The following is a 20,122-nucleotide window of genomic DNA, read 5'->3' on the forward strand; positions in this document are numbered from 1 at the left end:
GCCTGAGATGGGCACCTCAGCGCCCCGGGTCATCGTCACACGCCCTGCCCGCGAAGCGGCGCATTGGGTAACGCAACTGGGCGCACACGGCATACAGGCTGTGGCGCTGCCCCTGATTGCGATTGGCCCCTGCACGGACGCTGCACTGCGACAGGCGCTGGACGCGGCCCGCGCCAACGTCGGCAACTACCGCGCCCTGATGTTTGTCAGCGGCAACGCCGTGGCGCACTTCTTTGAGTCAAATCACCCTGTAGCGCTAGATATTCATGCCCTGGCAGCTACAAAAACAAGAGCATGGGCACCTGGCCCAGGTACCGCTCGCGCGCTGGAGCAGGCGGGCGTGCCGCGCAGCGCCATCGACGGGCCCGCGCCCGACGCGCCGCAGTTCGACTCGGAAGCGCTGTGGCGCCAGGTGGCCCCCCAGGTGCGGCCTGGCGACCGCGTGCTGATCGTTCGCGGTCGCTCGGCCACGCAGCAGGGCGCACACGAATCGCCCCAGGGCAATGGCCGCGAGTGGCTGGCCCAGCAGATCGAGGCGCGGGACGGTCAGGTGGAGTTTGTGGTGGCCTACCAACGCGGCGCGCCCCGCTTCACGGCCCAGGAGGTGGCGCTGGCGCGACAGGCGGCGCACGATGGCTCCGTCTGGCTGCTGAGCAGTTCCGAGGCGGTGGCCCACCTGGCCGAGGCCCTGCCCGGCCAATACTGGGGCGCTGCACAGGCGCTGGCCACCCACCCGCGCATCGCCGAAGCGGCCCGCGCAGCGGGCTTTGGCACCCTGCGGGAATGCCGTCCGGCGCTGGAAGATGTGGTGGCCTCGATAGAATCGGCCGCATGAGTTCTGCGCCCCCCGACGATCTGCCCTCCACGCCCCCTGCAGCCCCTGTGGCCGCCGCTGTGGGCGCGCCAGCAGTGAGCCCGGCCTCCTCGGCCGCTGCGCCAGCCGCTGCCACCGGCCGCAGTGGCGCCATGACCTTGCTGTTGGGCACCGTGGCGGTGGCCGCATTGGTGAGCAGCGGCCTGCTGTGGCAAAAGCTCAGCGCCATCCAGGAACAACTGGCCCGGCAGTCCGCCGACTCGGGCGCCCTGGCCATCGAGGCCCGCACCATGGCCCGCCAGGCCGAAGAGCTGGTGCGCGACACGGCGGCACGCCTGTCGGTGGCGGAAGCCCGCGTGAGCGAGGTCGCCCTGCAGCGCAGCCAGCTCGAAGAACTCATGCAAAGCCTGTCGCGTTCGCGCGATGAAAACCTGGTGGTGGACATTGAGTCGGCCATCCGCCTGGCGCAGCAACAGGCCCAGCTCACCGGCAGCCTGGAGCCGCTTGTGGCAGCGCTCAAAAGCGCAAACCAACGCATCGAGCGCTCTGCCCAGCCCCGCCTGGCCCCCGTGCAGCGCGCCATCGGCCGCGACCTGGACCGCCTGACCCGCGCCACCGTGACCGACACCGCCGGCCTGCTGGCCCGCCTGGACGACCTGGTGCGCCAGGTGGACGACCTGCCCGTGCTCAATGCCGTGGCCCAGGCCGCCTCGACCAAGCGCCTGTCCGCCGGCCCCGCAGCCCCTGGCAGTGCCCCCGCCCCCACCGAGGGCCTGGCCTGGTGGCAAGCGGCCCTGCAGCGCAGCTGGGAGGTGGTGCGCGACGAGGCCCGCAGCCTGGTGCGCGTGAGCCGCATCGACCAGCCCGAAGCCATCTTGCTGGCACCGGAGCAGACCTTCTTTTTGCGCGAGAACCTCAAGTTCAAGCTGCTCAATGCACGCCTGGGCATCCTGGCACGCCAGTTCGAGTCGGCCCGTGCCGACCTGACCGCGGCCACCGCAGCGCTCAATAAGTATTTCGACCCCGCATCGCGCCGCACCCAGAACGTGGCCTCCACCCTGCAGCAGGCCCAGGCCAGCATGAAGGCGGCCGAGCTGCCGCGCCTGGACGAAACCCTGTCGGCCCTGGCCACCGCCGCGGCGGGACGTTGACGATATGCGTGCTGCACTTTGGCTTTTGGCGTTGTTTGGCGTGGCGGTGGCGGCCGCGCTGTTTGCGGGCAACAACCAGGGCACCGTCACCCTGTACTGGCCGCCTTATCGCATCGACCTGTCGCTCAACATGGTGGTGTTGCTGCTGGTGGGCGGCTTTGTCACCGTTTATGCGGCGCTGCGGGCCCTGGCGGCGCTGCTGGCGCTGCCACACCAGGCACGCCGCTGGCGCGTGCAGCAAAAAGAGCGTGCCATGCACGGCGCACTGCTCGACGCCTTGACCCACATGCTGGGCGGCCGGTTCATCCGCTCGCGCAAGGCCGCTGTGGCCGCGCTGTCGCAAGAACACGCGCTGGAGGCCAGCGGCGAGGCCGTGCCCCACGGCAAGCAGCTGCGTGCCCTGGCCCACATGATTGCGGCAGAAGCGTCTCACGCACTGCAAGACCGCGCCACGCGCGAAAGCCACTTGCAGGATGCACTGCAGGAAGCCCCCATGCGCGGCTCCATCAACGAGCAGGAAATGCACGAAGGCGCCCAGATGCGCGCCGCCCGCTGGTCGCTGGACGACCGCGATGCCAACGCGGCGCTCGACCGCCTGGCAGCGCTGCCCCAGGGAGCCGCGCGGCGCACCCTGGCGCTGCGCATCAAGCTCAAGGCCACCCGTCTGGCGCGCCAGACGCAAGAAGCACTGGACACCGCACGCCTGCTGGGCAAGCACCGTGCGTTCTCACCCAATGCCGCACAGAGCATCGTGCGCGGCCTGGCCACCGAACTCATCAACAGCGCGCACGATGTCGCTCAGTTGCAGCAGATCTGGCTGTCTCTGGAGACCAGCGAGCGCAGCATGCCCGAGCTGGCCATCCATGCCGCGCAGCGGCTGGCCGCACTGGGTGGCGATGCCACGCAGGTGCGTGCCTGGTTGCTGCCCGTTTGGGAACGCATGGTGGAGCTGCCCGATGCCTTGGCCGAGCAACACGCCCTCAAACTGGTGCGTGCGCTGGAGGCGGGGCTGGATGCGCTCGACGGGCCCTGGCTGGCCCGCATCGAGTCCGCCCTGCAAGCCAACCCACGCGACGCCCGCCTGCAATACCTGGCGGGCATGGCCTGCCTCAAGCGCCAGCTGTGGGGCAAAGCCCAGCAGTTGCTGACCCAGGCAGCCCAACAGCTCAACGACGCGCCAATGCGCGCCAGTGCCTGGCGCCACGTGGCGGAACTGGCCGAGCAACGCGGCGACGACAGCGCCGCCGTCAGCGCCTGGAAACAGGCCGCGCTGGCCCGATAACCGGGGCATTGCGGGGTGCTCTGGCGCCCCGCCCCCGTACCGCCCGCCATCGCTGCACTTGATGCGGCCACCTCCCCCATTCGCCAAGGTGTCTCCACAGGGGCACCGGCGCACCAGCAAGGTTCAGGCAGGCGCCACGCCGGTGCCCTGCGGATGCCAGCAAACAGCCGCTCCGCAGAAATTGCACAGCATTGGGGAACTTTGAGCGCTCAAGGCATATCGATTCAATAAATTTGAATCAAGGCATCAATCTGCCTGAAGCTGATCACAGCCAGCGCTTCCTACACTGCGCCATCGCCCAGCGCGTTGTGCCGCCAAGTCCGGCGGCCCTTGCAGCCTTCGCTCACCTCCTTTGTGCACCGACCTCCAGATTCGCTGATGACAGCCACTTACACGACGACCCCCGACACCCCGCGCCGGTACACGCGCACTGCCATGCTGTTGCACTGGGTGCTGGGCCTGGCGCTGATCGCTCTGTTTGGCGTCGGCGTCTACATGGCCGACCTGCCCTTTTCGCCCCAACGGCTGAAGCTGTACAACTGGCACAAATGGGCCGGTGTGACCATCCTGGTGCTATCGGCGCTGCGCCTGCTGTGGCGCGCCACGCACCGCCCACCGGCGCTGCCCAAGGCGGTCGAGAAGACCATGCCCGGCTGGCAGAAGCTGGCACACCACGGCACCCAACACCTGCTGTACGTGCTCTTCTTTGCCGTGCCCCTGATTGGCTGGGCCTACAGCTCGGCGGCGGGGTTCCCCATCGTGTTCCTGGGCTTGTGGCAGCTGCCCGACTTTGTGCCGGTGAGCAAGGACCTGGCCGAGGCCATCAAGCCCTGGCACCAGTACACCGCGTTTGCATTGGCCGCGCTGGCGCTGCTGCACATCGCCGCAGCGCTCAAGCACCAGCTGGTCGACCGTGATGGCCTGCTGAACCGCATGCTCCCCGGGAAATAACCAGCCTCCACCTGCGGGGCGCCATGGCAACCCCTGGTGGGTGCCTTGCCCACCTCAAAGGTCGCTCGCCCCCCTGCGACCACCGCGTCCACCTTTTGTGAATTGAACGGAGTTTCTGCATGCATCTGTCTTCTACCTTGTCCCGCATCGTGATCGGCGCTGCCCTCGTTGCGGGCGCGCAAGCCGCCCTGGCCCAGCAGCAGCTGGTGCCCGCGCAGAGCGAGGTGCAGTTCATCGCCCGCCAGATGGGCGTGCCACTGGAAGGCCAGTTCAAGAAGTTCAGCGCCCAGGTAGCGTTTGACCCGGCCAAACTGGCCACCAGCAAGATCGCCTTCACGGTGGACACTGGCAGCGCCACGCTGGGTTCGCGCGAGACCGATGCAGAGCTGCCCAAGCCCGCGTGGTTCAACGTGCCCAAGTTCCCACAGGCCCAATTCGTGTCGTCCAGCATCAAGGCCCTGGGCGGCGGCAAGTTTGAAGTGGCGGGCGCGCTCACCATCAAGGGCAACAGCCAGAACGTGGTGGTGCCCGTGACGCTGACCCAAAGCGGCCCCACCACCACAGCCACAGGCGCGCTGCCCATCAAGCGGCTGGCCTTCAAGATCGGCGAAAACGAGTGGGCCGACACCTCCATGGTGGCCGACGACGTCCAGGTCAAGTTCAAGCTCGCGCTGACCGGCGTCGGCAAGCTCTGAGCGTCACCCCTCTGCCCGGGCCCTACCGGCCTCAGCCTGCCGTCCGGGCACAGACCCGGCGGGTGGCGCCTTCCCCTTTTCCCTTGTCCTTTCCTTTTTGATCTATCAGGAGTTTCCATGCGCAAGTCCCTCTTCGCCCTGGCCGCCGCTGCCACCCTGTTCGCCGGTGCTGCCCAAGCCCAATCGGCCAACTACGCCATCGACCCGACGCACACCTTTGCCTCGTTCGAGATCAGCCACTTTGGCGCCGCCGTGAACCGCGGGCGCTTCGACAAGAAGGAAGGCACCGTCCAGCTCGACAAGGCTGGCAAGTCGGGCAAGGCCGAGATCACGTTCGACGTGACCTCGGTGAACACGGGCACCCCCGCGTTTGACAAGCACCTGCAAAGCGCCGACCTGTTCGACGCTGCCAAGCACCCCACGATGAAGTTTGTCTCCAGCAAGTTCGTCTTCAACGGCGACAAGGTCGCCAGCGTCGAAGGCCAGCTCACACTGCTGGGCAAGACCGCCCCCTTGACCCTCAAGGCCAACCAGTTCAACTGCTACGACAGCCCCATGCTCAAGCGCGAAGTGTGCGGCGGCGACTTTGAAGCCACCATCGACCGCACCCAGTGGGGCATGAACTACGGCGTGGAATGGGGCTTCCCCAAGAACGTGCGCCTGGTGGTGCAGATTGAAGCCGTGAAGCAGTAAACCAGGCCGAGCGGACCTGGGGTGCAGCGGGCTGACTTGCTCCGCCCCGCCTCCGGCTGCTTGCGACCAGCCACCCGTGCGCCTTGCGCCGGGTGGCTTTTTTTTGGGGCAAGCCCGTCCTCATCTGCCAGCCCTCTGGGTATAAAAATTAACTTAACGTAAATCAATTACGAATAGTAGAATTGCGTTCACCGATTTGAGGAGACTCTGCATGAACGCCGTTCTGAACCCGACCGACCTGGCCAACCTGCCGGCCCCCGCCGCCATCCAGCAGTTGCACCACTACGCCTACAAGGCCCGCGACGCCGAGGAAACGCGCCAGTTCTATGAAGACATCCTGGGCTTGCCGCTGTACCACATCATCCAGAGCGACTATGTGCCCAGCACCGGCGAGTACTGCCCCTACACCCACTTCTTCTTCCGCCTGCAGGACGGCTCGTTCATCGCCTTTTTCGACCTGGGCGACGACGTGAAGGCCGAGCCCTCGCCCAACACGCCCCTGTGGGTCAACCACATCGCGTTCCGCGTGAACACCGTGCAGGAGCTGGAGAACACCAAGCAGCGCCTGGAGGCGCATGGTGTGGAAGTGTTGGGCGTGACGGACCACCACATCTTCAAGAGCATCTATTTCTTCGACCCCAACGGCATTCGCCTGGAGCTGTCGGCCCAGCTGGCCAATGACGAGCAGATGGAAAAAGACAGCACCGTGGCCCACGCCCGCCTGCGCGAGTGGACGGCGCGCAAGGAGCAATGGCGCAAGGAACGCGCCGAAGGCAAGGTGGATGCGCCGCTCAAGCCCCAGCAAAACGACCGGCCGGAGTTTGTGCGCAAGTAAGCCGGCCTGACCACACGCCCCCACGCACCGCCCCACGGTCCACGGGGCTGGCTGCGCTGGATGGGGTGCGCAGCCCCGTCCAACGGCCCTCCCCCCGCTTTGCGATGGGATTTTTAGCCCTACAGCGCTGAAGCGCTACATCCTATTGCCTCAGTAGCTATACAAAATATAGCAATCATCCCGCTGCCTGTTGCTGCGCACGCATGATCTGGTGGCGCTGCCAGTAGTGGCTGACCACGGCGTTGAACTGGTCCTTGTCCTTCTTGAGACCGGGCAGCTTGATCTTGCTGGTCTTGGCGCCCAGGCCCAGGGCGTTCTTTTCGGGGTGGGTCACGATCAGCGCGTTGCCAAAGCTGCTTTCCTTGAATTCCAGCCCCTTGATGGCGTCCCAGAACACCGTGGTCTCATCGGCCGAGGTACGGATACCGTCAATGCTCACCTCCACCGTCGCGTCGCCCTTGAGGGCAAACACCACGGGCGGGAAGTACTGCAGCACCAGGGCCCGCTCCTCGTCGTTCGCAGGCTCGTAGCGGTAGGCCAGGCTGCGCTCGTGGTCTTGCGCAAACTGCTGCTCGTAGGCGCTCCACAGCCGCTGCTCGATCGCCTCGGCGGTCAATATCTCCTGCACCCAGGTGGTGGCGGGCACCCGCAGGGCAATCGCGCCGTAGTCGCGCTCTTTCAGGGCCATGCCCACGTTGCGCAGGCGCTCGGGCATGGCGGGGTGCGAGTCGAACGGGTGCGGCACATTGGCCGTCTTCATTGCATCCACAAAGTCGGGCGACGCCGCGTAGGGCGCCAGCCCCTGGGCCACAAAACTGGCGATGCCGAGCGTGCTGTTGTCGTGCCGCTCGTTGCGGCCAAACAGTTCATCCTCGATGCGGTAGCGGTACTGGGCGTAGGCCGCGATCTTGACCAGCGACTGCGCAATCGCTGCAGGGCTCACCAGTTTGGCAGCCAGGCGGTCGGCCTTGAACTCGCGCTCCCGGCTGTCACTGGCCAGGGCGATCTCGAAGATGGTGCGGTACAGGTCCAGCAGCGGCGACGCTATGGCCGACAGCCCGCCCGTGCGGACGGCATGGCGGTAGTGGTCAAACTGCACCAGCTTGGGCCCCAGCTGCGCGCTGCGCCGCGTGTCGCCCCCGCGCAGGTGGGCCAGTTCATGGCCCAGCACGGCATCGGCCTCGGTCTGGTCCAGGATGCGCAGCAGCGGCAGGCTCACAAACAGCGTGCGGCCCGTGAGGGTCTGTTGGCCCACGGTGATCGGGGCCTCCGTCACGAAGAAGTTGGCATCAATGCCCGCCACGATGTGCCGGGGCGGCTCTGTCTTCAGGCGCTGCGCCAGGTGGCGGATGCGCTGCCACAGCAGCGGCGCATCGGCCTCGGCCACCAGCTCGCCCACCACCTGGTTGCTGGACTGCACCCGCTTGAAGATGCCCGCCACCGCCACCAGCACCCCCGCCGCCACGGCAAACCCCACAAACAGCACCAGCTTGGGCGAGTACTTGTGGAAGAAAAACGCCGTGACCCAGAACGACAGCCACACGGCCATCGCCCCTTGCACCACCAGCGCCGTGGCGCTGGCCCAGGAGGTCAGGCGCCAGCCCGCCACAAAGCTCGCGTACTGCAGCGTACGGTCGGCAAACGCCAGCGCCCCCAGCCCCAGCACCGCCAGCAGCAGCGCCGCACTGGCCACCAGCGTCCACAGCGACAGCTTGCGCGCCATGTGGAACTGCCAGACATCGGAGAAGGTGTCGCACAGCGCCTCGCGGTATTCGCGGGCCTCAGGGTCTGCATTGCTGCAGATGGTGGACGGCGGGTTGCTGCGGTAGTAGTCCTTGCGCGCCTGTTTCTCGTCGGCGGGCAGGCCCTTTTCGGCATCGATGCGCTGGCTGATGCCTGCCACAAAACGGGTGTCCTGGTCGGTCTGGACATGGCGGGTGAACACGTAGGTCACCGCAGGCACCAGAAGCAGCGCCAGCAGCGCATAGGCAAAGACCTTGACCAGGCCCAGGCGCCAGGCAGATTGAAACGTCATAGGTTCGGATGGTTGTGACGGCCCGGCACCGTGGCACCGGAAGGCTGAACGCCCCCCGCAAGCCACCGCACCAGTCCTTGTTGTAAATCGTGATCCGTAGAACTTGGTCCGCGTTGCCGCGCCCTCCTCGCTCTATCGGGCGGGATTATCAGGACGCATTCACCCGCGCACCCAGGCTCAAGGTAACCATTGGAAAGAATCGGCCGACAGACGGCGCGCGATTGCCAAACGGCCCAAGCCCCCGCGGGGCCAGCGCCGGGGTGGCGGTCCCTTAAAATGTGCGGTTCACCCTCTTGTTCGTCGGAGCGCTCCCTGCGGCCGCTCCGTCCCACTGCCCCCACTGCGACACCCCATGAGCACGCCCCAACCACAACCCGGCCTCGAAAGCCTGTCCAAGTCGTTTGAACCTGCCGCGCTGGAAGCCCACTGGGGCCCCGAATGGGAAAAGCGCGGGTATGGCACCGCAGGCCACCGTGGCACGGGCCAGCCCCAGGCGGGCGAACCCGCCTTTTCCATCCAGCTGCCGCCCCCCAACGTGACGGGCACGCTGCACATGGGCCATGCGTTCAACCAGACGATCATGGACAGCCTCACGCGCTACCACCGCATGCGCGGCTTCAACACGGTGTGGGTGCCGGGCACCGACCACGCGGGCATCGCCACGCAGATCGTGGTGGAGCGCCAGCTGCAGGAGCAAGGCATCAGCCGCTACGACATGGGCCCCACCCCGCCCGAGGCGCGCAAGAATTTTGTGAGCAAGGTGTGGGAGTGGAAGGAAAAGTCCGGCAACACCATCACCACGCAGATGCGCCGCATGGGCGACAGCGTGGACTGGAGCCGTGAATACTTCACCATGGACGACAAGCTCTCCAAGGTGGTCACCGACACCTTCGTGAAGCTCTACGAACAGGGCCTGATCTACCGCGGCAAGCGCCTGGTGAACTGGGACCCGAAGCTGCAGTCCGCCGTGTCCGACCTGGAAGTCGAGAGCGAAGAAAAAGACGGCTCGCTGTGGCACATCGCTTACCCGCTGGCCGATGGATCGGGCAGCCTGACGGTGGCCACCACCCGGCCTGAAACCATGCTGGGCGACGCGGCGCTGATGGTGCACCCCGAGGATGCCCGCTACACGCACCTCATCGGCAAGATGGTCAACCTGCCGCTGTGCGACCGCCAGATCCCGGTGATCGCCGACGAGTACGTCGACAAGGAATTTGGCACGGGCGTGGTGAAGGTGACGCCAGCGCACGACCAAAACGACTACGCCGTGGGCCAGCGCCACAAGCTGCCCATGATCGTGGTGCTGACCCTGCAGGCCACCATCAACGAGAACGCCCCCGCCAAGTACCAGGGCATGGACCGCTTCGTGGCCCGCAAGGCCGTGGTGGCCGACCTCGAAGCCATCGGTGCGCTGGTCGAGGTGAAGAAGCACAAGCTCATGGTGCCGATCTGCACCCGCACCGGCCAAGTGATCGAGCCCATGCTGACCGACCAATGGTTCGTGGCCATGAGCAAGGTGAGCGACCAGGACCCCACGGGCAAGAGCATCGCGCAAAAGGCCATCGACGCCGTGGCCAGCGGCGAGGTGACGTTTGTGCCCGAGAACTGGGTGAACACCTACAACCAGTGGATGAACAACATCCAGGACTGGTGCATCAGCCGCCAGCTGTGGTGGGGCCACCAGATTCCGGCCTGGTACGACGAAGACGGCAACGTGATCGTGGCACGCGACGAAGCCGAGGCCCAGGCCAAGGCGCCCGGCAAAAAGCTGCGTCGCGACGAGGATGTGCTGGACACCTGGTACTCGTCCGCCCTCGTGCCCTTCAGCACCATGGGCTGGCCCAACCAGGGCGACAGCGCCACCGACGACTTCAACCTGTACCTGCCCAGCACCGTGCTGGTCACGGGCTACGACATCATCTTCTTCTGGGTCGCCCGGATGATCATGATGACCACGCACTTCACGGGCCGCGTGCCGTTCAAGCATGTGTACATCCACGGCCTGGTGCGCGACGCGCAGGGCAAGAAGATGAGCAAGTCCGAAGGCAACGTGCTCGACCCGGTGGACCTGATCGACGGCATCGCGCTGGAGCCCCTGCTGGACAAGCGCACCACCGGCCTGCGCAAGCCCGAGACCGCGCCCACGGTGCGCAAGAACACGCAAAAGGAATTCCCCGAGGGCATTCCCGCCTACGGCGCCGATGCGCTGCGCTTCACGTTTGCCGCATTGGCATCGCTGGGCCGCAGCATCAACTTCGACAGCAAGCGCTGCGAGGGCTACCGCAACTTCTGCAACAAGCTCTGGAACGCCAGCCGCTTCGTGCTGATGAACTGCGAGGGCCAGGACTGTGGCCTGAAGGAGCACACCAAGGAAGAGTGCCAGCCCGGCGGCCCGGCCCACGGCTACATGCAGTTCAGCCAGGCCGACCGCTGGATCAGCTCGCTGCTGCAAAAGACCGAGGCCGAAGTCGCCAAGGGCTTTGAGGAATACCGCCTGGACAACGTGGCCAACACGATCTACGACTTCGTCTGGAACGAGTACTGCGACTGGTACCTGGAGATCGCCAAGGTGCAGATCCAGAACGGTACCGAAGCGCAGCAACGCGCCACGCGCCGCACGCTGATCCGCACGCTGGAAGCCATCCTGCGCCTGGCCCACCCCATCATCCCGTTCATCACCGAGGCCCTGTGGCAGGTGGTGGCACCTGTGGCCGGCATCCCGGGCGAATCGGTCAGCATTGCGCGCTACCCCCAGGCCCAGCCCGAGAAGATCGACGAGGCCGCGATTGCCCACATGGGCCGCGTGAAGGGCCTGGTGGACGCATGCCGCGCGCTGCGGGGCGAGATGAACGTGTCTCCCTCCACCCGCCTGCCCCTGTACGTGGTGGGCGACACCGAGTTCATGCGTGGCGTGGGCCCGGTGCTGCAAGCGCTGGCCAAGCTCAGCGAGGTGAAGGTGTTTGACGACGAGTCCGCCTGGGCCGCCGCCGCACAGGCCGCGCCTGTGGCCGTGGTGGGTGACGCCCGCATGTGCCTGTACATGGAGATCGACGTGGCGGCCGAGAAGGCGCGCCTGTCCAAGGAAATCGCCCGCATCGACGGCGAGATCACCAAGGCGAACAACAAGCTGTCCAAAGAAGCCTTTGTGGCCAAGGCCCCTGCGGCAGTGATCGAGCAGGAGAAAAAGCGCATTGCCGACTTCGGCGCCACGCTGGGCAGATTGCGCGATCAGCTGACACGGCTGGGCTAAAACCCGGGCCATACTGCGCCATGGCAGCCCGTCCCGTAGGGGCTGCCCGCCCCGTTTTCATGTTTTGCCGGTGTGGGTTGCGGGCTGCAGTGCAGCCCGTGCACACCGCCACCCATCCGTCCAGAGGAGCCCCATGACTGTTGCCACGACCGTTCGCAAAGCCGTTTTCCCCGTTGCCGGACTGGGCACGCGTTTTCTGCCCGCCACCAAGGCCAGCCCCAAGGAGATGCTGCCCGTGGTGGACAAGCCACTGATCCAGTACGCAGTGGAAGAGGCCTACGCCGCCGGCATCCGCCACATGATTTTTGTGACTGGCCGCAGCAAGCGCGCCATTGAAGACCACTTCGACACCGCCTACGAGCTGGAGGCCGAGCTGGAGGCAGCCGGCAAGAAGGAACTGCTGGAGCTGGTGCGCTCCATCCAGCCCAGCGACATGGACTGCGCCTTTGTGCGCCAGCCGCGCTCGCTGGGCCTGGGCCACGCGGTGTTGTGCGCGGAGCCCCTGGTGGGCAAGGAGCCCTTTGCCGTGCTGCTGGCCGACGATTTGATGGTGGGCCCCCAGGGTGGTCAGCCCGTGCTGGCGCAGATGGCGACCGCGTTCCGCCAGCAAGGCCGCTCGGTGATCGCCGTGCAAGAGGTGCCCGAGGACCAGGTGCACAAGTACGGCATTGTGGCGGGCGAGCCTGCCGGTGGCCCGTTGATCCGCATCCAGCGCATTGTCGAAAAGCCCAAGGCGGCCGATGCCCCCTCGCGCATGGGCGTGGCGGGCCGCTACATCCTCACGCCCGGCGTGTTTGACGAGATCCGCAACCAGCCGCGCGGCGTGGGCGGCGAGATCCAACTCACCGACGGCATTGCGCGCCTGATGAACAATGAAGCCGTCTACGCCTTCCAGTACGAAGGCAAACGCTACGACTGCGGCAGCAAGGAAGGGTTTCTGGAAGCGACGGTGGAACTGGCCCTGCAGCACCCGCAGGTGGGGGCGCACTTCCGAGACTACTTAAAGAACCTGGCGCTGTAAACGCAGCCAGCCAAGTCCTCTGAAACTTCATAATCGATAGCTGCCCGTGCTTATTGGATAAGCGCTGGCAGCTATTTTCACGTTCAACGGCGGCGCAGGATGTGGATGAACTCCTCGCCCACGGTCTGTTGCTCCACCAGTTCGTTGCCAGTCTGCTTGGCAAACGCCTGAAAGTCGCGCAGCGATCCGTTGTCGGTGGCCACCACCTTGAGCAACTGGCCGCTAGCCATGTCCGACAGCGCCTTCTTGGCCTTGAGGATGGGCAGGGGGCAGTTCAGGCCCCGGGTGTCGATTTCTTTGTGAATGTCCATGGTCATCAATCCTTTGGCGGCGTCGCGGCCGGGGCTTGTTCGTCCAGCCCACGGCGGCGTTCTGCATTTTCTTCGGCCGTGAAAAACACGGGCTCGTGGCCCCGTGTGCGCAGCCAGTCGGCCAGCGCGTAGCCCGTGCCCGCAGGCCAGCATTTGAGGTCTGGCAGATCGTACAACCGGTAGTCCACCAGCTCCGGCGACAGTTGCACCTGCCCGGTGGCCACCACGTGGTAGGCAATGATGACCTGGTTCATGCGCAAAAACTCGTAGGCACCCACCAGGGTGGTGGACTGCACATCGAGGTTGGTCTCCTCCTTGACCTCGCGCGCAATGCCCTCCTGGGGCGACTCGCCCGCCTCCATGAAGCCGGTGATCAGCGCAAACATCTTGCCCGGCCATGCCGCATTGCGCGCCAGCAGCACCTTGCCGTCGATCTCCACAATGGCAGCCAGCACGGGCGTGGGGTTGTTCCAGTGCGTCCAGCCGCAGGCGGGGCAGCGCAGCCGCTCCTTGTCGCCGCCGTCTTCGGCCAGCGTGATGGGCTGCAACTCGGTGGCACAGTGGGGGCAAAAACGGACTTCGTAGGGCATATGCTATCTTTTATGTAGCTGCTGAGGCATGTTCAACTAGCACAAGCAGCCATTCTGATTCAAAAACCTGCGAAGAGGCACCCGGCAATGCCCCTGGAGCCCACTGCGCAGGCCGTTTCACAGGTCACGCAGGAAACACCCCGGTCGACAAATACCGGTCGCCCCGATCGCACACGATGAAGACGATGGTGGCATTGCTGTCGCGCGCAGCGATCTGCTGCGCCACCCAGCACGCGCCTGCAGCCGAGATGCCGGCAAAAATGCCCTCTTCGCGCGCGAGGCGGCGGCACATGTCTTCGGCGCTGTCCTGGCTCACATACACCAGCTCATCGACCGTGCTGGCGTCATAAATCTTGGGCAGGTACTCCTGCGGCCACTTGCGGATGCCCGGGATGCGCGAGCCTTCTTCGGGCTGTGCACCGATGATCTGGATGGCAGGGTTCTTCTCCTTGAGGAACCGCGACACGCCCGTGATGGTGCCCGTGGTGCCCATCGCGCTCACAAAGTGGGTGATGCGCCCGCCGGTCTGCTCCCAGATCTCGGGGCCCGTGGTTTCGTAGTGAATGCGGGGGTTGTCGGGGTTGCCAAACTGGTCCAGCACCTTGCCCTCACCACGCTTTTGCATGGCCTCGGCCAGGTCGCGGGCGTGCTCCATACCGCCGCTCTTGGGTGTGAGCACCAGCTCGGCACCAAAGGCCTTCATGGTCTGCGCACGCTCGATGGACAAATCCTCGGGCATCACCAGCACCATGCGGTAGCCCTTGATGGCCGCGGCCATCGCCAAAGCGATGCCGGTATTGCCCGACGTGGCCTCGATCAGCGTGTCGCCAGGGCGGATATCGCCACGCTCTTCGGCGCGGCGGATCATCGACAGTGCAGGCCGGTCCTTGACGGACCCCGCCGGGTTGTTGCCTTCCAGCTTGCCGAGCACCACATTGCCCCGCGCGGCGTTGTCCTGGGCCCCAATGCGCTGCAGCGCCACCAGCGGCGTGTTGCCTACCGCGTCTTCAATCGTCGGATATTTCATACGCCCTACTGTGCCATAATTCAGGGCTTCACATATTCCGCCCGGGTGGTGAAATTGGTAGACGCAGGGGACTCAAAATCCCCCGCCGCAAGGCGTGCCGGTTCGATTCCGGCCCCGGGCACCACAGTCAACAAGGCCGGTAGCTTCCACGAGCTATCGGCCTTTTTGCTGGGCCAGCCGCTGTGGCGGCGGCATGTGATTTCTGCACACCTCCACACCCAGCCACCGCCATGACCGCCCAGGATCTGATCGCGCACGCCACCGTGCTGGCCTACCGGCTGGCGGGTTATGCCCTGCAGAACATGGCCGAGGATGCGGCCCTGCTGGCGATGATGTTCTGCTGACCTTCGCGTCGCGGCAGCAGCCTTTGCGCTTCGCCCCACCCTCGCGCTGCACCTCAGCGCGCAGCCAGCAACAGGAAGTCCTGCTCATAACCCTTGAGCGATTGCGCCGCACGCAGCCGGTGCGCAGGCGTCATGGCGTTGTGCAGGCGCGCAAACCCCTCGCAGCCCTCGGCCACCAGCGCTTGTGCGTAGCGCTGGTAGGCGACGTCCGGTGACGTCACCACGCGGTCCAGAAAGCCGAGCATCAGCGTGCGGGCCTGGGCGGTGTTGCCACGGTCGGCCTGGATGTTGCGCAGCACCTGCACCAGGTCTTTTTGCCGGCGTACACGCTCAGCATAGGTGCGCTGCGGGTCAAAAGCCGACTGGGCGATAAAGGCGCGCAGCACGGCCTTCTGGGGCTCGTCCAGCGCGCCGTAAAAGGTTTCGAGCCGCGACGAGAGGTCCTTGAAGCGGCGCTCGCGCATCTTGTCGGGCGATGGGTCCAGCCATTCGGATTTCCAGTCAGCGTTGCTGTCGGCCTGCTTGCGCTCCAGATTGCGGATCTGCGCCTCGGTCAGCTGCGAGGCCAGCCACACCACCTTGGGCTCGGCCTGGGCCAGCACCTTGTCCAGCTGTGTACGTGCCTCATCATAGATGCGGCAGGCCTGCTCGGGGGTGATGGTGGCTGGCAACTGCTGCTGCACCTTTTGCAACAGCTCGGCATGCTGGGGCAGCATGGTGTCGCGGTGCCAGCGGTGCAGGTCGCCCAGGTCGCCCCGCACACGCTCCGTCTGCGCGTCCGACAGGTCAAGGTAACGGTTCAGCTGCCAGTACGCCAGGTGGGGCACCTGGTTGTACGCCAGCCGCACTGTGCTGCAACCCGCCAGCAGCACACCGGCAACGGCCAGCGCGGCGATGCACAGGGTGGTGCGCAAACGGGACAAAGCGGGCACGGCGGCTCCAGACAAAGGGAATTGCACAGGATAGGCCCAACGCTGCACATGGCGGGCACAGGGCCCGGATACCCCAGCCCGCGCACCAGGATTTAGCCAAAGGCACCCACCCGCACGGAGGTCCCACGCCACACCCTGCGACGGATGCGCACAAGGGGCCGGCTGACGCGCGGGGTCAGTTGTCCTGTCGCCGGATCAACTGGCGGCCACTGGCAGTGATGGCCAGTTCACCCCCCGTCCCCTTGGTGATGAAGCCCCATTCGAGCAGTCGCCCCGACACATGGTCCTTTAGCGCGTGGGGCAGCGTGATGACTTCGCCCATCTCCAGTTGCTTGAGGGTCTCGATCTCGTCCACGGTGGGGTCGAAATGCGGAGCGTGGTAAGTGGTCATGGTGGTCGCTCTCCAACAAGGTTGCTGAATGAAAGACAGACTTCCGCGCGGCCAGATTAGTTCACAGCCCCCGTGGGCGCAAGCGCGTCATCCCGCAACCGGCGGGCTACCCACCTCGGCCATGTGCTGGAGCCAGCGCGCAAACGTGGCCAGCACCGGGGGCTGGGCCTGTGCGGGGCTGATAAGGTAGTACGCCCGCTCGCCGCGCAGCGGGCGGTTGCAGGCCACCACCAGCTCGCCGCTGGCGAGTTCGGCCTCGATGAGCAGCGGCGGGATCAGCGCCACGCCCATGCCATGCGTGGCGGCCACGGCCAGCATGGAGAACAGCTCGTAGCGCGGGCCATCCAGCGCGTGCGGAGCCTCCACCCCCATGGCATCGAACCACTGGCGCCAGCCGTAGGGGCGTGTGCTTTGCTGCAGCAGCGGCAGCTCGGCCAGCGCCTCGGCGGCCACGGGCTGGTGGGCGCGGCCCCGGCCCCGGGGCGCGGCGGATTCGAGCAGGCGCGGGCTGCACACGGGCACCACGTCTTCGTGCATCAGCAGTTGCGCCTGTACGCCGGGCCAGTTGGCCACCTGCTCGGGCGTGCCGGCATACAAGGCGGCATCGAAGGTGGTGTCGGCAAACAAGAAGGGGCGTGTCTGCGTGTCGATGTGCACCACGATGTCGGGATGCGCCTGCGCCAGTTGCGGCAGGCGGGGGATGAGCCACCGCGTGGCAAAGGTGGGCACTGCCGCCAGCGTGAGGGTGCCGCCCTCGCCCTGGTGGGCCATCACGTCCAGCGTATCGCGCTCCAGCCCCTGCAGCCAGCGAGCCACCTGGCGGCCATAGTGCGCACCCGCAGGCGTCAGCACCACGCCGTGGCGCGTGCGGCGAAACAGTGCCACGCCCAAAAACTCTTCCAGCGCCTGGATCTGGCGCGAGACGGCGCTTTGGGTGAGCGACAACTCCTGCGCGGCGCGGGTGTAGCTCTCGTGGCGGGCGGCCACTTCAAAACAAGCCAGGGCCTGGGTCGATGGAATGTTGCGGCGCATGATGAAGAGGAATTTTTAAGTGACCAGCCACGCCTTGGCTTAGCTGGCCGCCAGTATTCCATACATTCCATAAACGCATGTCTGGATGAAAAGAACTCGCTTGCGGGCCACCACCCCAAGGCCTACGATGCGTCCCATATTCGTTTTTTTCTTCCCCCACTTTCCGACCTGGAGACACACATGGCCCACGCCGCTTTTCAATGGGATGACCCTTTCCTCCTGAGCCAGCAACTGACCGACGACGAGCGTGCCATCCGCGACGCCGCTGCAGCGTATTGCCAGGACAAGCTGGCACCCCGCGTGCTGGACGCCTTCCGCCACGAAAAGATGGACGTGAGCATCTTCCGCGAGATGGGCGAAGTGGGCCTCTTGGGCCCCACCATCCCCGAGCAATACGGTGGCCCCGGCCTGAGCTATGTGGCCTACGGCCTGATCGCCCGCGAAGTGGAGCGTGTGGACTCGGGCTACCGCTCGATGGCCAGCGTGCAGTCGTCGCTGGTGATGGTGCCCATTTATGAATTCGGCAGCGAAGCCCAGCGCCAGAAGTACCTGCCCAAGCTCGCCAGCGGCGAGTGGATCGGCTGCTTTGGCCTGACGGAACCCGACCACGGCTCCGACCCCGGCAGCATGGCCACACGTGCCTACAAGGTGGCGGGCGGCTACAAGCTCAAGGGCAGCAAGATGTGGATCACCAACAGCCCCGTGGCGGATGTGTTCGTGGTGTGGGCCAAGGAAGTGAGCGAAGGCGGCGCCGTGGGTCCCATCCGCGGCTTTGTGCTGGAAAAGGGCATGAAGGGCCTGACAGCCCCCGCCATCCACGGCAAGGTGGGCCTGCGCGCCTCCATCACCGGCGAGATCGTGATGGACGACGTGTTCGTGCCCGAAGAAAACGCGTTCCCTGAAGTGCAAGGCCTCAAGGGCCCCTTCACCTGCCTGAACAGCGCGCGCTACGGCATCGCCTGGGGCGCCCTGGGTGCGGCCGAGTTCTGCTGGCACACCGCGCGCCAGTACACGCTGGACCGCAAGCAGTTTGGCCGCCCCCTGGCCGCCAACCAGCTCATCCAGAAGAAGCTGGCCGACATGCAGACCGAAATCGCCATCGGCCTGCAGGCCTGCCTGCAGTTCGGCCGCATGAAGGACGCGGGTACGGCCAGCGTGGAAGGCACCTCCATCATCAAGCGCAACAGCTGCGGCAAGGCGCTGGACATTGCCCGCCTGGCGCGCGACATGATGGGCGGCAACGGCATCAGCGACGAGTTTGGCGTGGCCCGCCACCTGGTGAACCTGGAAGTGGTGAACACCTACGAAGGCACGCACGATGTGCACGCGCTGATCCTGGGCCGCGCCCAGACGGGCATCGCCGCGTTCGCCAACTGATCGGCCTGCGCCCCGAGAACCGGCAAAAACACCGCCTTTGCGGTGTTTTTGCCTTGTAGCGCTAGTCAATCATGCGCTGACAGCTATCAATTTCATAGTACACCACACCATGACCTCCCCCTCTACCTCCCCCGGCGCCCTCGCAGGCATCAAGGTGCTCGACCTCTCCCGCGTGCTGGCCGGGCCGTGGTGCACGCAGGTTCTGGCCGACCTGGGCGCGGACGTGGTCAAGGTGGAGCGCCCCGGCGTGGGCGACGACACGCGCCAGTGGGGCCCGCCCTTCTTGAAGGACGCAGACGGCAACGACACCAACCAGGCCAGCTACTACACCGCCTGCAACCGCAACAAGCGCTCCGTCACCATCGACATGGCCTCGCCCGAGGGCCAGGCGCTCATCAAGCAGATGGCGCAAGAGGCGGACATCGTGGTGGAGAACTTCAAGGTCGGCGGCCTCAAGCAATACGGCCTGGACCGCGAGAGCCTGCGCGCGCTCAACCCCCGCCTCATCTACTGCTCCGTCACCGGCTTTGGGCAAGACGGCCCGTATGCCGAGCGCGCAGGCTACGACCTGATGGTGCAGGCCATGACGGGCCTGATGAGCATCACCGGCCAGGCCGACAGCCAGCCCGGCGGCGGCCCCATGCGCGTGGGCGTGGCCGTGATCGACCTGTTCACCGGCCTGTATGCCAGCAACGCCATCCTGGCCGCGCTGCACGTGCGCGACAACGCCACCAATGGCACCGGCCAGGGCCAGCACATCGACATGGCGCTGCTGGACGTGGGCATGGCCGTGCTGGCCAACCAGGCCTCGGGGTTCCTGGCCACTGGCAAGGCGCCTGGCCGCATGGGCAACAGCCACCCCAGCCTCGCGCCCTACCAGGACTTCCCCACGCAGGACGGCAACATGCTGCTGGCCATTGGCAACGACGGCCAGTTCCAGCGCTTTTGCGCCGCCTCCGAGCAGCCCCAGTGGGCCAGCGACCCGCGCTTTGCGACCAACACCCTGCGCGTGCAAAACCGCACCGCGCTGATCCCCGCCATGGAGGCCGTGACCCGCACGCGCACCACGGCCGACTGGATCGCGCTGCTGGAAGACAAAGCCGTACCCTGCGGCCCCATCAACACCATCGCCCAGGCGTTTGACGACGCGCAGGTGCAGGCCCGTGGCCTGGCCGTGACGCTGCCGCGCTGGAAGGACGGCGAGGCCGCCACCGACAACGTGTTGCAGATCACCGGCGTGGCCAGCCCGCTGCGCCTGTCGGCCACCCCACCCGTGCTGCGCAATGCGCCGCCGTCACTGGGCCAGCACACCGACGAGGTGTTGCGCGAGATGGGGCTGGACCCAGCGCGCATCGCGGCACTGCGGGCCAGCGGGGTTTTGTAGCCAGACC

The 20,122-nt window shown here is 66.0% G+C and carries 18 protein-coding genes and 1 tRNA gene; 12 read left to right on the forward strand and 7 right to left on the reverse strand.

All coding sequences use genetic code 11. The annotated features are described in order from the left end of the window. The first annotated feature begins 7 nt into the window (after positions 1-7). From CLU87_RS14685 to CLU87_RS14715, 7 genes are all read left to right on the forward strand, one after another. Complete coding sequence (locus CLU87_RS14685) at positions 8-835, forward strand: uroporphyrinogen-III synthase (protein WP_099730927.1); 828 nt, start codon at positions 8-10, stop codon at positions 833-835. Then, entirely contained in the window at positions 832-1,965 is a 1,134-nt protein-coding gene (locus CLU87_RS14690; protein WP_099730928.1) for a uroporphyrinogen-III C-methyltransferase, read from the forward strand. The genes CLU87_RS14685 and CLU87_RS14690 overlap by 4 nt, the downstream gene beginning before the upstream one ends. Positions 1,966-1,969: 4 nt before the next feature. After that, the gene (locus CLU87_RS14695) at positions 1,970-3,247 is read left to right on the forward strand and encodes a heme biosynthesis protein HemY (protein WP_099730929.1); all 1,278 of its coding nucleotides are present in this window, start codon (positions 1,970-1,972) and stop codon (positions 3,245-3,247) included. A gap of 378 nt (positions 3,248-3,625) precedes the next feature. Continuing rightward, positions 3,626-4,198, forward strand: coding sequence for a cytochrome b (locus tag CLU87_RS14700; RefSeq protein ID WP_099730930.1), 573 nt, complete (start codon positions 3,626-3,628; stop codon positions 4,196-4,198). A gap of 119 nt (positions 4,199-4,317) precedes the next feature. Further along, positions 4,318-4,893 carry a YceI family protein gene (locus CLU87_RS14705; RefSeq protein ID WP_099730931.1) on the forward strand — a complete coding sequence of 192 codons (576 nt, stop codon included), beginning with the start codon at positions 4,318-4,320 and terminating at the stop codon, positions 4,891-4,893. Between the two features lie 117 nt (positions 4,894-5,010). Further along, complete coding sequence (locus CLU87_RS14710; RefSeq protein WP_099730932.1) at positions 5,011-5,586, forward strand: YceI family protein; 576 nt, start codon at positions 5,011-5,013, stop codon at positions 5,584-5,586. Positions 5,587-5,797: 211 nt separating this feature from the next. Next, positions 5,798-6,421, forward strand: a complete 624-nt coding sequence (locus tag CLU87_RS14715; RefSeq protein ID WP_099730933.1) for a VOC family protein — start codon at positions 5,798-5,800, stop codon at positions 6,419-6,421. Positions 6,422-6,596: 175 nt separating this feature from the next. Here the strand turns inward: CLU87_RS14715 and CLU87_RS14720 are convergent, their stop codons facing one another. Further along, positions 6,597-8,456: a M48 family metallopeptidase gene (locus CLU87_RS14720; RefSeq protein ID WP_099730934.1), complete on the reverse strand. Its 1,860-nt coding sequence runs from the start codon at positions 8,454-8,456 to the stop codon at positions 6,597-6,599. A 352-nt stretch (positions 8,457-8,808) separates the two neighbouring features. On the opposite strand from CLU87_RS14720, the gene CLU87_RS14725 reads away from it, so the two are divergent. Both CLU87_RS14725 and galU read left to right on the forward strand, forming a co-directional pair. After that, positions 8,809-11,706, forward strand: a complete 2,898-nt coding sequence (locus CLU87_RS14725; RefSeq protein WP_099730935.1) for a valine--tRNA ligase — start codon at positions 8,809-8,811, stop codon at positions 11,704-11,706. Positions 11,707-11,839: 133 nt separating this feature from the next. Beyond that, complete coding sequence (gene galU / locus CLU87_RS14730) at positions 11,840-12,727, forward strand: UTP--glucose-1-phosphate uridylyltransferase GalU (protein ID WP_056066808.1); 888 nt, start codon at positions 11,840-11,842, stop codon at positions 12,725-12,727. A gap of 83 nt (positions 12,728-12,810) precedes the next feature. Here galU and CLU87_RS14735 read toward each other — a convergent pair whose 3' ends face one another. From CLU87_RS14735 to cysM, 3 genes are all read right to left on the reverse strand, one after another. Further along, on the reverse strand, positions 12,811-13,038 hold the full coding sequence (locus CLU87_RS14735) for a sulfurtransferase TusA family protein (RefSeq protein WP_056067086.1): 228 nt from the start codon (positions 13,036-13,038) through the stop codon (positions 12,811-12,813). A gap of 5 nt (positions 13,039-13,043) precedes the next feature. Continuing rightward, positions 13,044-13,628 carry an NUDIX domain-containing protein gene (locus CLU87_RS14740; RefSeq protein ID WP_056748250.1) on the reverse strand — a complete coding sequence of 195 codons (585 nt, stop codon included), beginning with the start codon at positions 13,626-13,628 and terminating at the stop codon, positions 13,044-13,046. Between the two features lie 124 nt (positions 13,629-13,752). Next, positions 13,753-14,655 carry a cysteine synthase CysM gene (gene cysM / locus CLU87_RS14745; protein ID WP_015015341.1) on the reverse strand — a complete coding sequence of 301 codons (903 nt, stop codon included), beginning with the start codon at positions 14,653-14,655 and terminating at the stop codon, positions 13,753-13,755. Between the two features lie 39 nt (positions 14,656-14,694). On the opposite strand from cysM, the gene CLU87_RS14750 reads away from it, so the two are divergent. Further along, positions 14,695-14,779, forward strand: a tRNA-Leu gene (locus CLU87_RS14750). A gap of 273 nt (positions 14,780-15,052) precedes the next feature. Here CLU87_RS14750 and CLU87_RS14755 read toward each other — a convergent pair. The 3 genes from CLU87_RS14755 to CLU87_RS14765 form a co-directional block, all read right to left on the reverse strand. Continuing rightward, positions 15,053-15,931, reverse strand: coding sequence for a DUF6279 family lipoprotein (locus CLU87_RS14755; RefSeq protein ID WP_099730936.1), 879 nt, complete (start codon positions 15,929-15,931; stop codon positions 15,053-15,055). 175 nt (positions 15,932-16,106) lie between these two features. Continuing rightward, on the reverse strand, positions 16,107-16,322 hold the full coding sequence (locus CLU87_RS14760; protein ID WP_015015343.1) for a hypothetical protein: 216 nt from the start codon (positions 16,320-16,322) through the stop codon (positions 16,107-16,109). A gap of 87 nt (positions 16,323-16,409) precedes the next feature. Beyond that, positions 16,410-17,354, reverse strand: a complete 945-nt coding sequence (locus tag CLU87_RS14765; protein WP_099730937.1) for a LysR family transcriptional regulator — start codon at positions 17,352-17,354, stop codon at positions 16,410-16,412. A 180-nt stretch (positions 17,355-17,534) separates the two neighbouring features. Here CLU87_RS14765 and CLU87_RS14770 point away from each other — a divergent pair, with 180 nt between their 5' ends. Both CLU87_RS14770 and CLU87_RS14775 read left to right on the forward strand, forming a co-directional pair. Beyond that, on the forward strand, positions 17,535-18,731 hold the full coding sequence (locus CLU87_RS14770; protein ID WP_099730938.1) for an acyl-CoA dehydrogenase: 1,197 nt from the start codon (positions 17,535-17,537) through the stop codon (positions 18,729-18,731). Positions 18,732-18,840: 109 nt separating this feature from the next. Further along, entirely contained in the window at positions 18,841-20,115 is a 1,275-nt protein-coding gene (locus CLU87_RS14775; RefSeq protein WP_099730939.1) for a CaiB/BaiF CoA-transferase family protein, read from the forward strand. Positions 20,116-20,122 lie beyond the last annotated feature (7 nt).

The sequence above is a fragment of the Acidovorax sp. 59 genome (assembly GCF_002754175.1).
In the GTDB taxonomy this organism is placed as follows: domain Bacteria; phylum Pseudomonadota; class Gammaproteobacteria; order Burkholderiales; family Burkholderiaceae_C; genus Acidovorax; species Acidovorax delafieldii.

Coding starts and splice junctions, on each gene's coding strand:
- CLU87_RS14685 (WP_099730927.1), top strand. CDS start 8: ATGGGCACCTCAGCGCCCCGGGTCATCGTCACACGCCCTGCCCGCGAA.
- CLU87_RS14690 (WP_099730928.1), top strand. CDS start 832: ATGAGTTCTGCGCCCCCCGACGATCTGCCCTCCACGCCCCCTGCAGCC.
- CLU87_RS14695 (WP_099730929.1), top strand. CDS start 1,970: ATGCGTGCTGCACTTTGGCTTTTGGCGTTGTTTGGCGTGGCGGTGGCG.
- CLU87_RS14700 (WP_099730930.1), top strand. CDS start 3,626: ATGACAGCCACTTACACGACGACCCCCGACACCCCGCGCCGGTACACG.
- CLU87_RS14705 (WP_099730931.1), top strand. CDS start 4,318: ATGCATCTGTCTTCTACCTTGTCCCGCATCGTGATCGGCGCTGCCCTC.
- CLU87_RS14710 (WP_099730932.1), top strand. CDS start 5,011: ATGCGCAAGTCCCTCTTCGCCCTGGCCGCCGCTGCCACCCTGTTCGCC.
- CLU87_RS14715 (WP_099730933.1), top strand. CDS start 5,798: ATGAACGCCGTTCTGAACCCGACCGACCTGGCCAACCTGCCGGCCCCC.
- CLU87_RS14720 (WP_099730934.1), bottom strand. CDS start 8,456: ATGACGTTTCAATCTGCCTGGCGCCTGGGCCTGGTCAAGGTCTTTGCC.
- CLU87_RS14725 (WP_099730935.1), top strand. CDS start 8,809: ATGAGCACGCCCCAACCACAACCCGGCCTCGAAAGCCTGTCCAAGTCG.
- galU (WP_056066808.1), top strand. CDS start 11,840: ATGACTGTTGCCACGACCGTTCGCAAAGCCGTTTTCCCCGTTGCCGGA.
- CLU87_RS14735 (WP_056067086.1), bottom strand. CDS start 13,038: ATGGACATTCACAAAGAAATCGACACCCGGGGCCTGAACTGCCCCCTG.
- CLU87_RS14740 (WP_056748250.1), bottom strand. CDS start 13,628: ATGCCCTACGAAGTCCGTTTTTGCCCCCACTGTGCCACCGAGTTGCAG.
- cysM (WP_015015341.1), bottom strand. CDS start 14,655: ATGAAATATCCGACGATTGAAGACGCGGTAGGCAACACGCCGCTGGTG.
- CLU87_RS14760 (WP_015015343.1), bottom strand. CDS start 16,322: ATGACCACTTACCACGCTCCGCATTTCGACCCCACCGTGGACGAGATC.
- CLU87_RS14765 (WP_099730937.1), bottom strand. CDS start 17,354: ATGCGCCGCAACATTCCATCGACCCAGGCCCTGGCTTGTTTTGAAGTG.
- CLU87_RS14770 (WP_099730938.1), top strand. CDS start 17,535: ATGGCCCACGCCGCTTTTCAATGGGATGACCCTTTCCTCCTGAGCCAG.
- CLU87_RS14775 (WP_099730939.1), top strand. CDS start 18,841: ATGACCTCCCCCTCTACCTCCCCCGGCGCCCTCGCAGGCATCAAGGTG.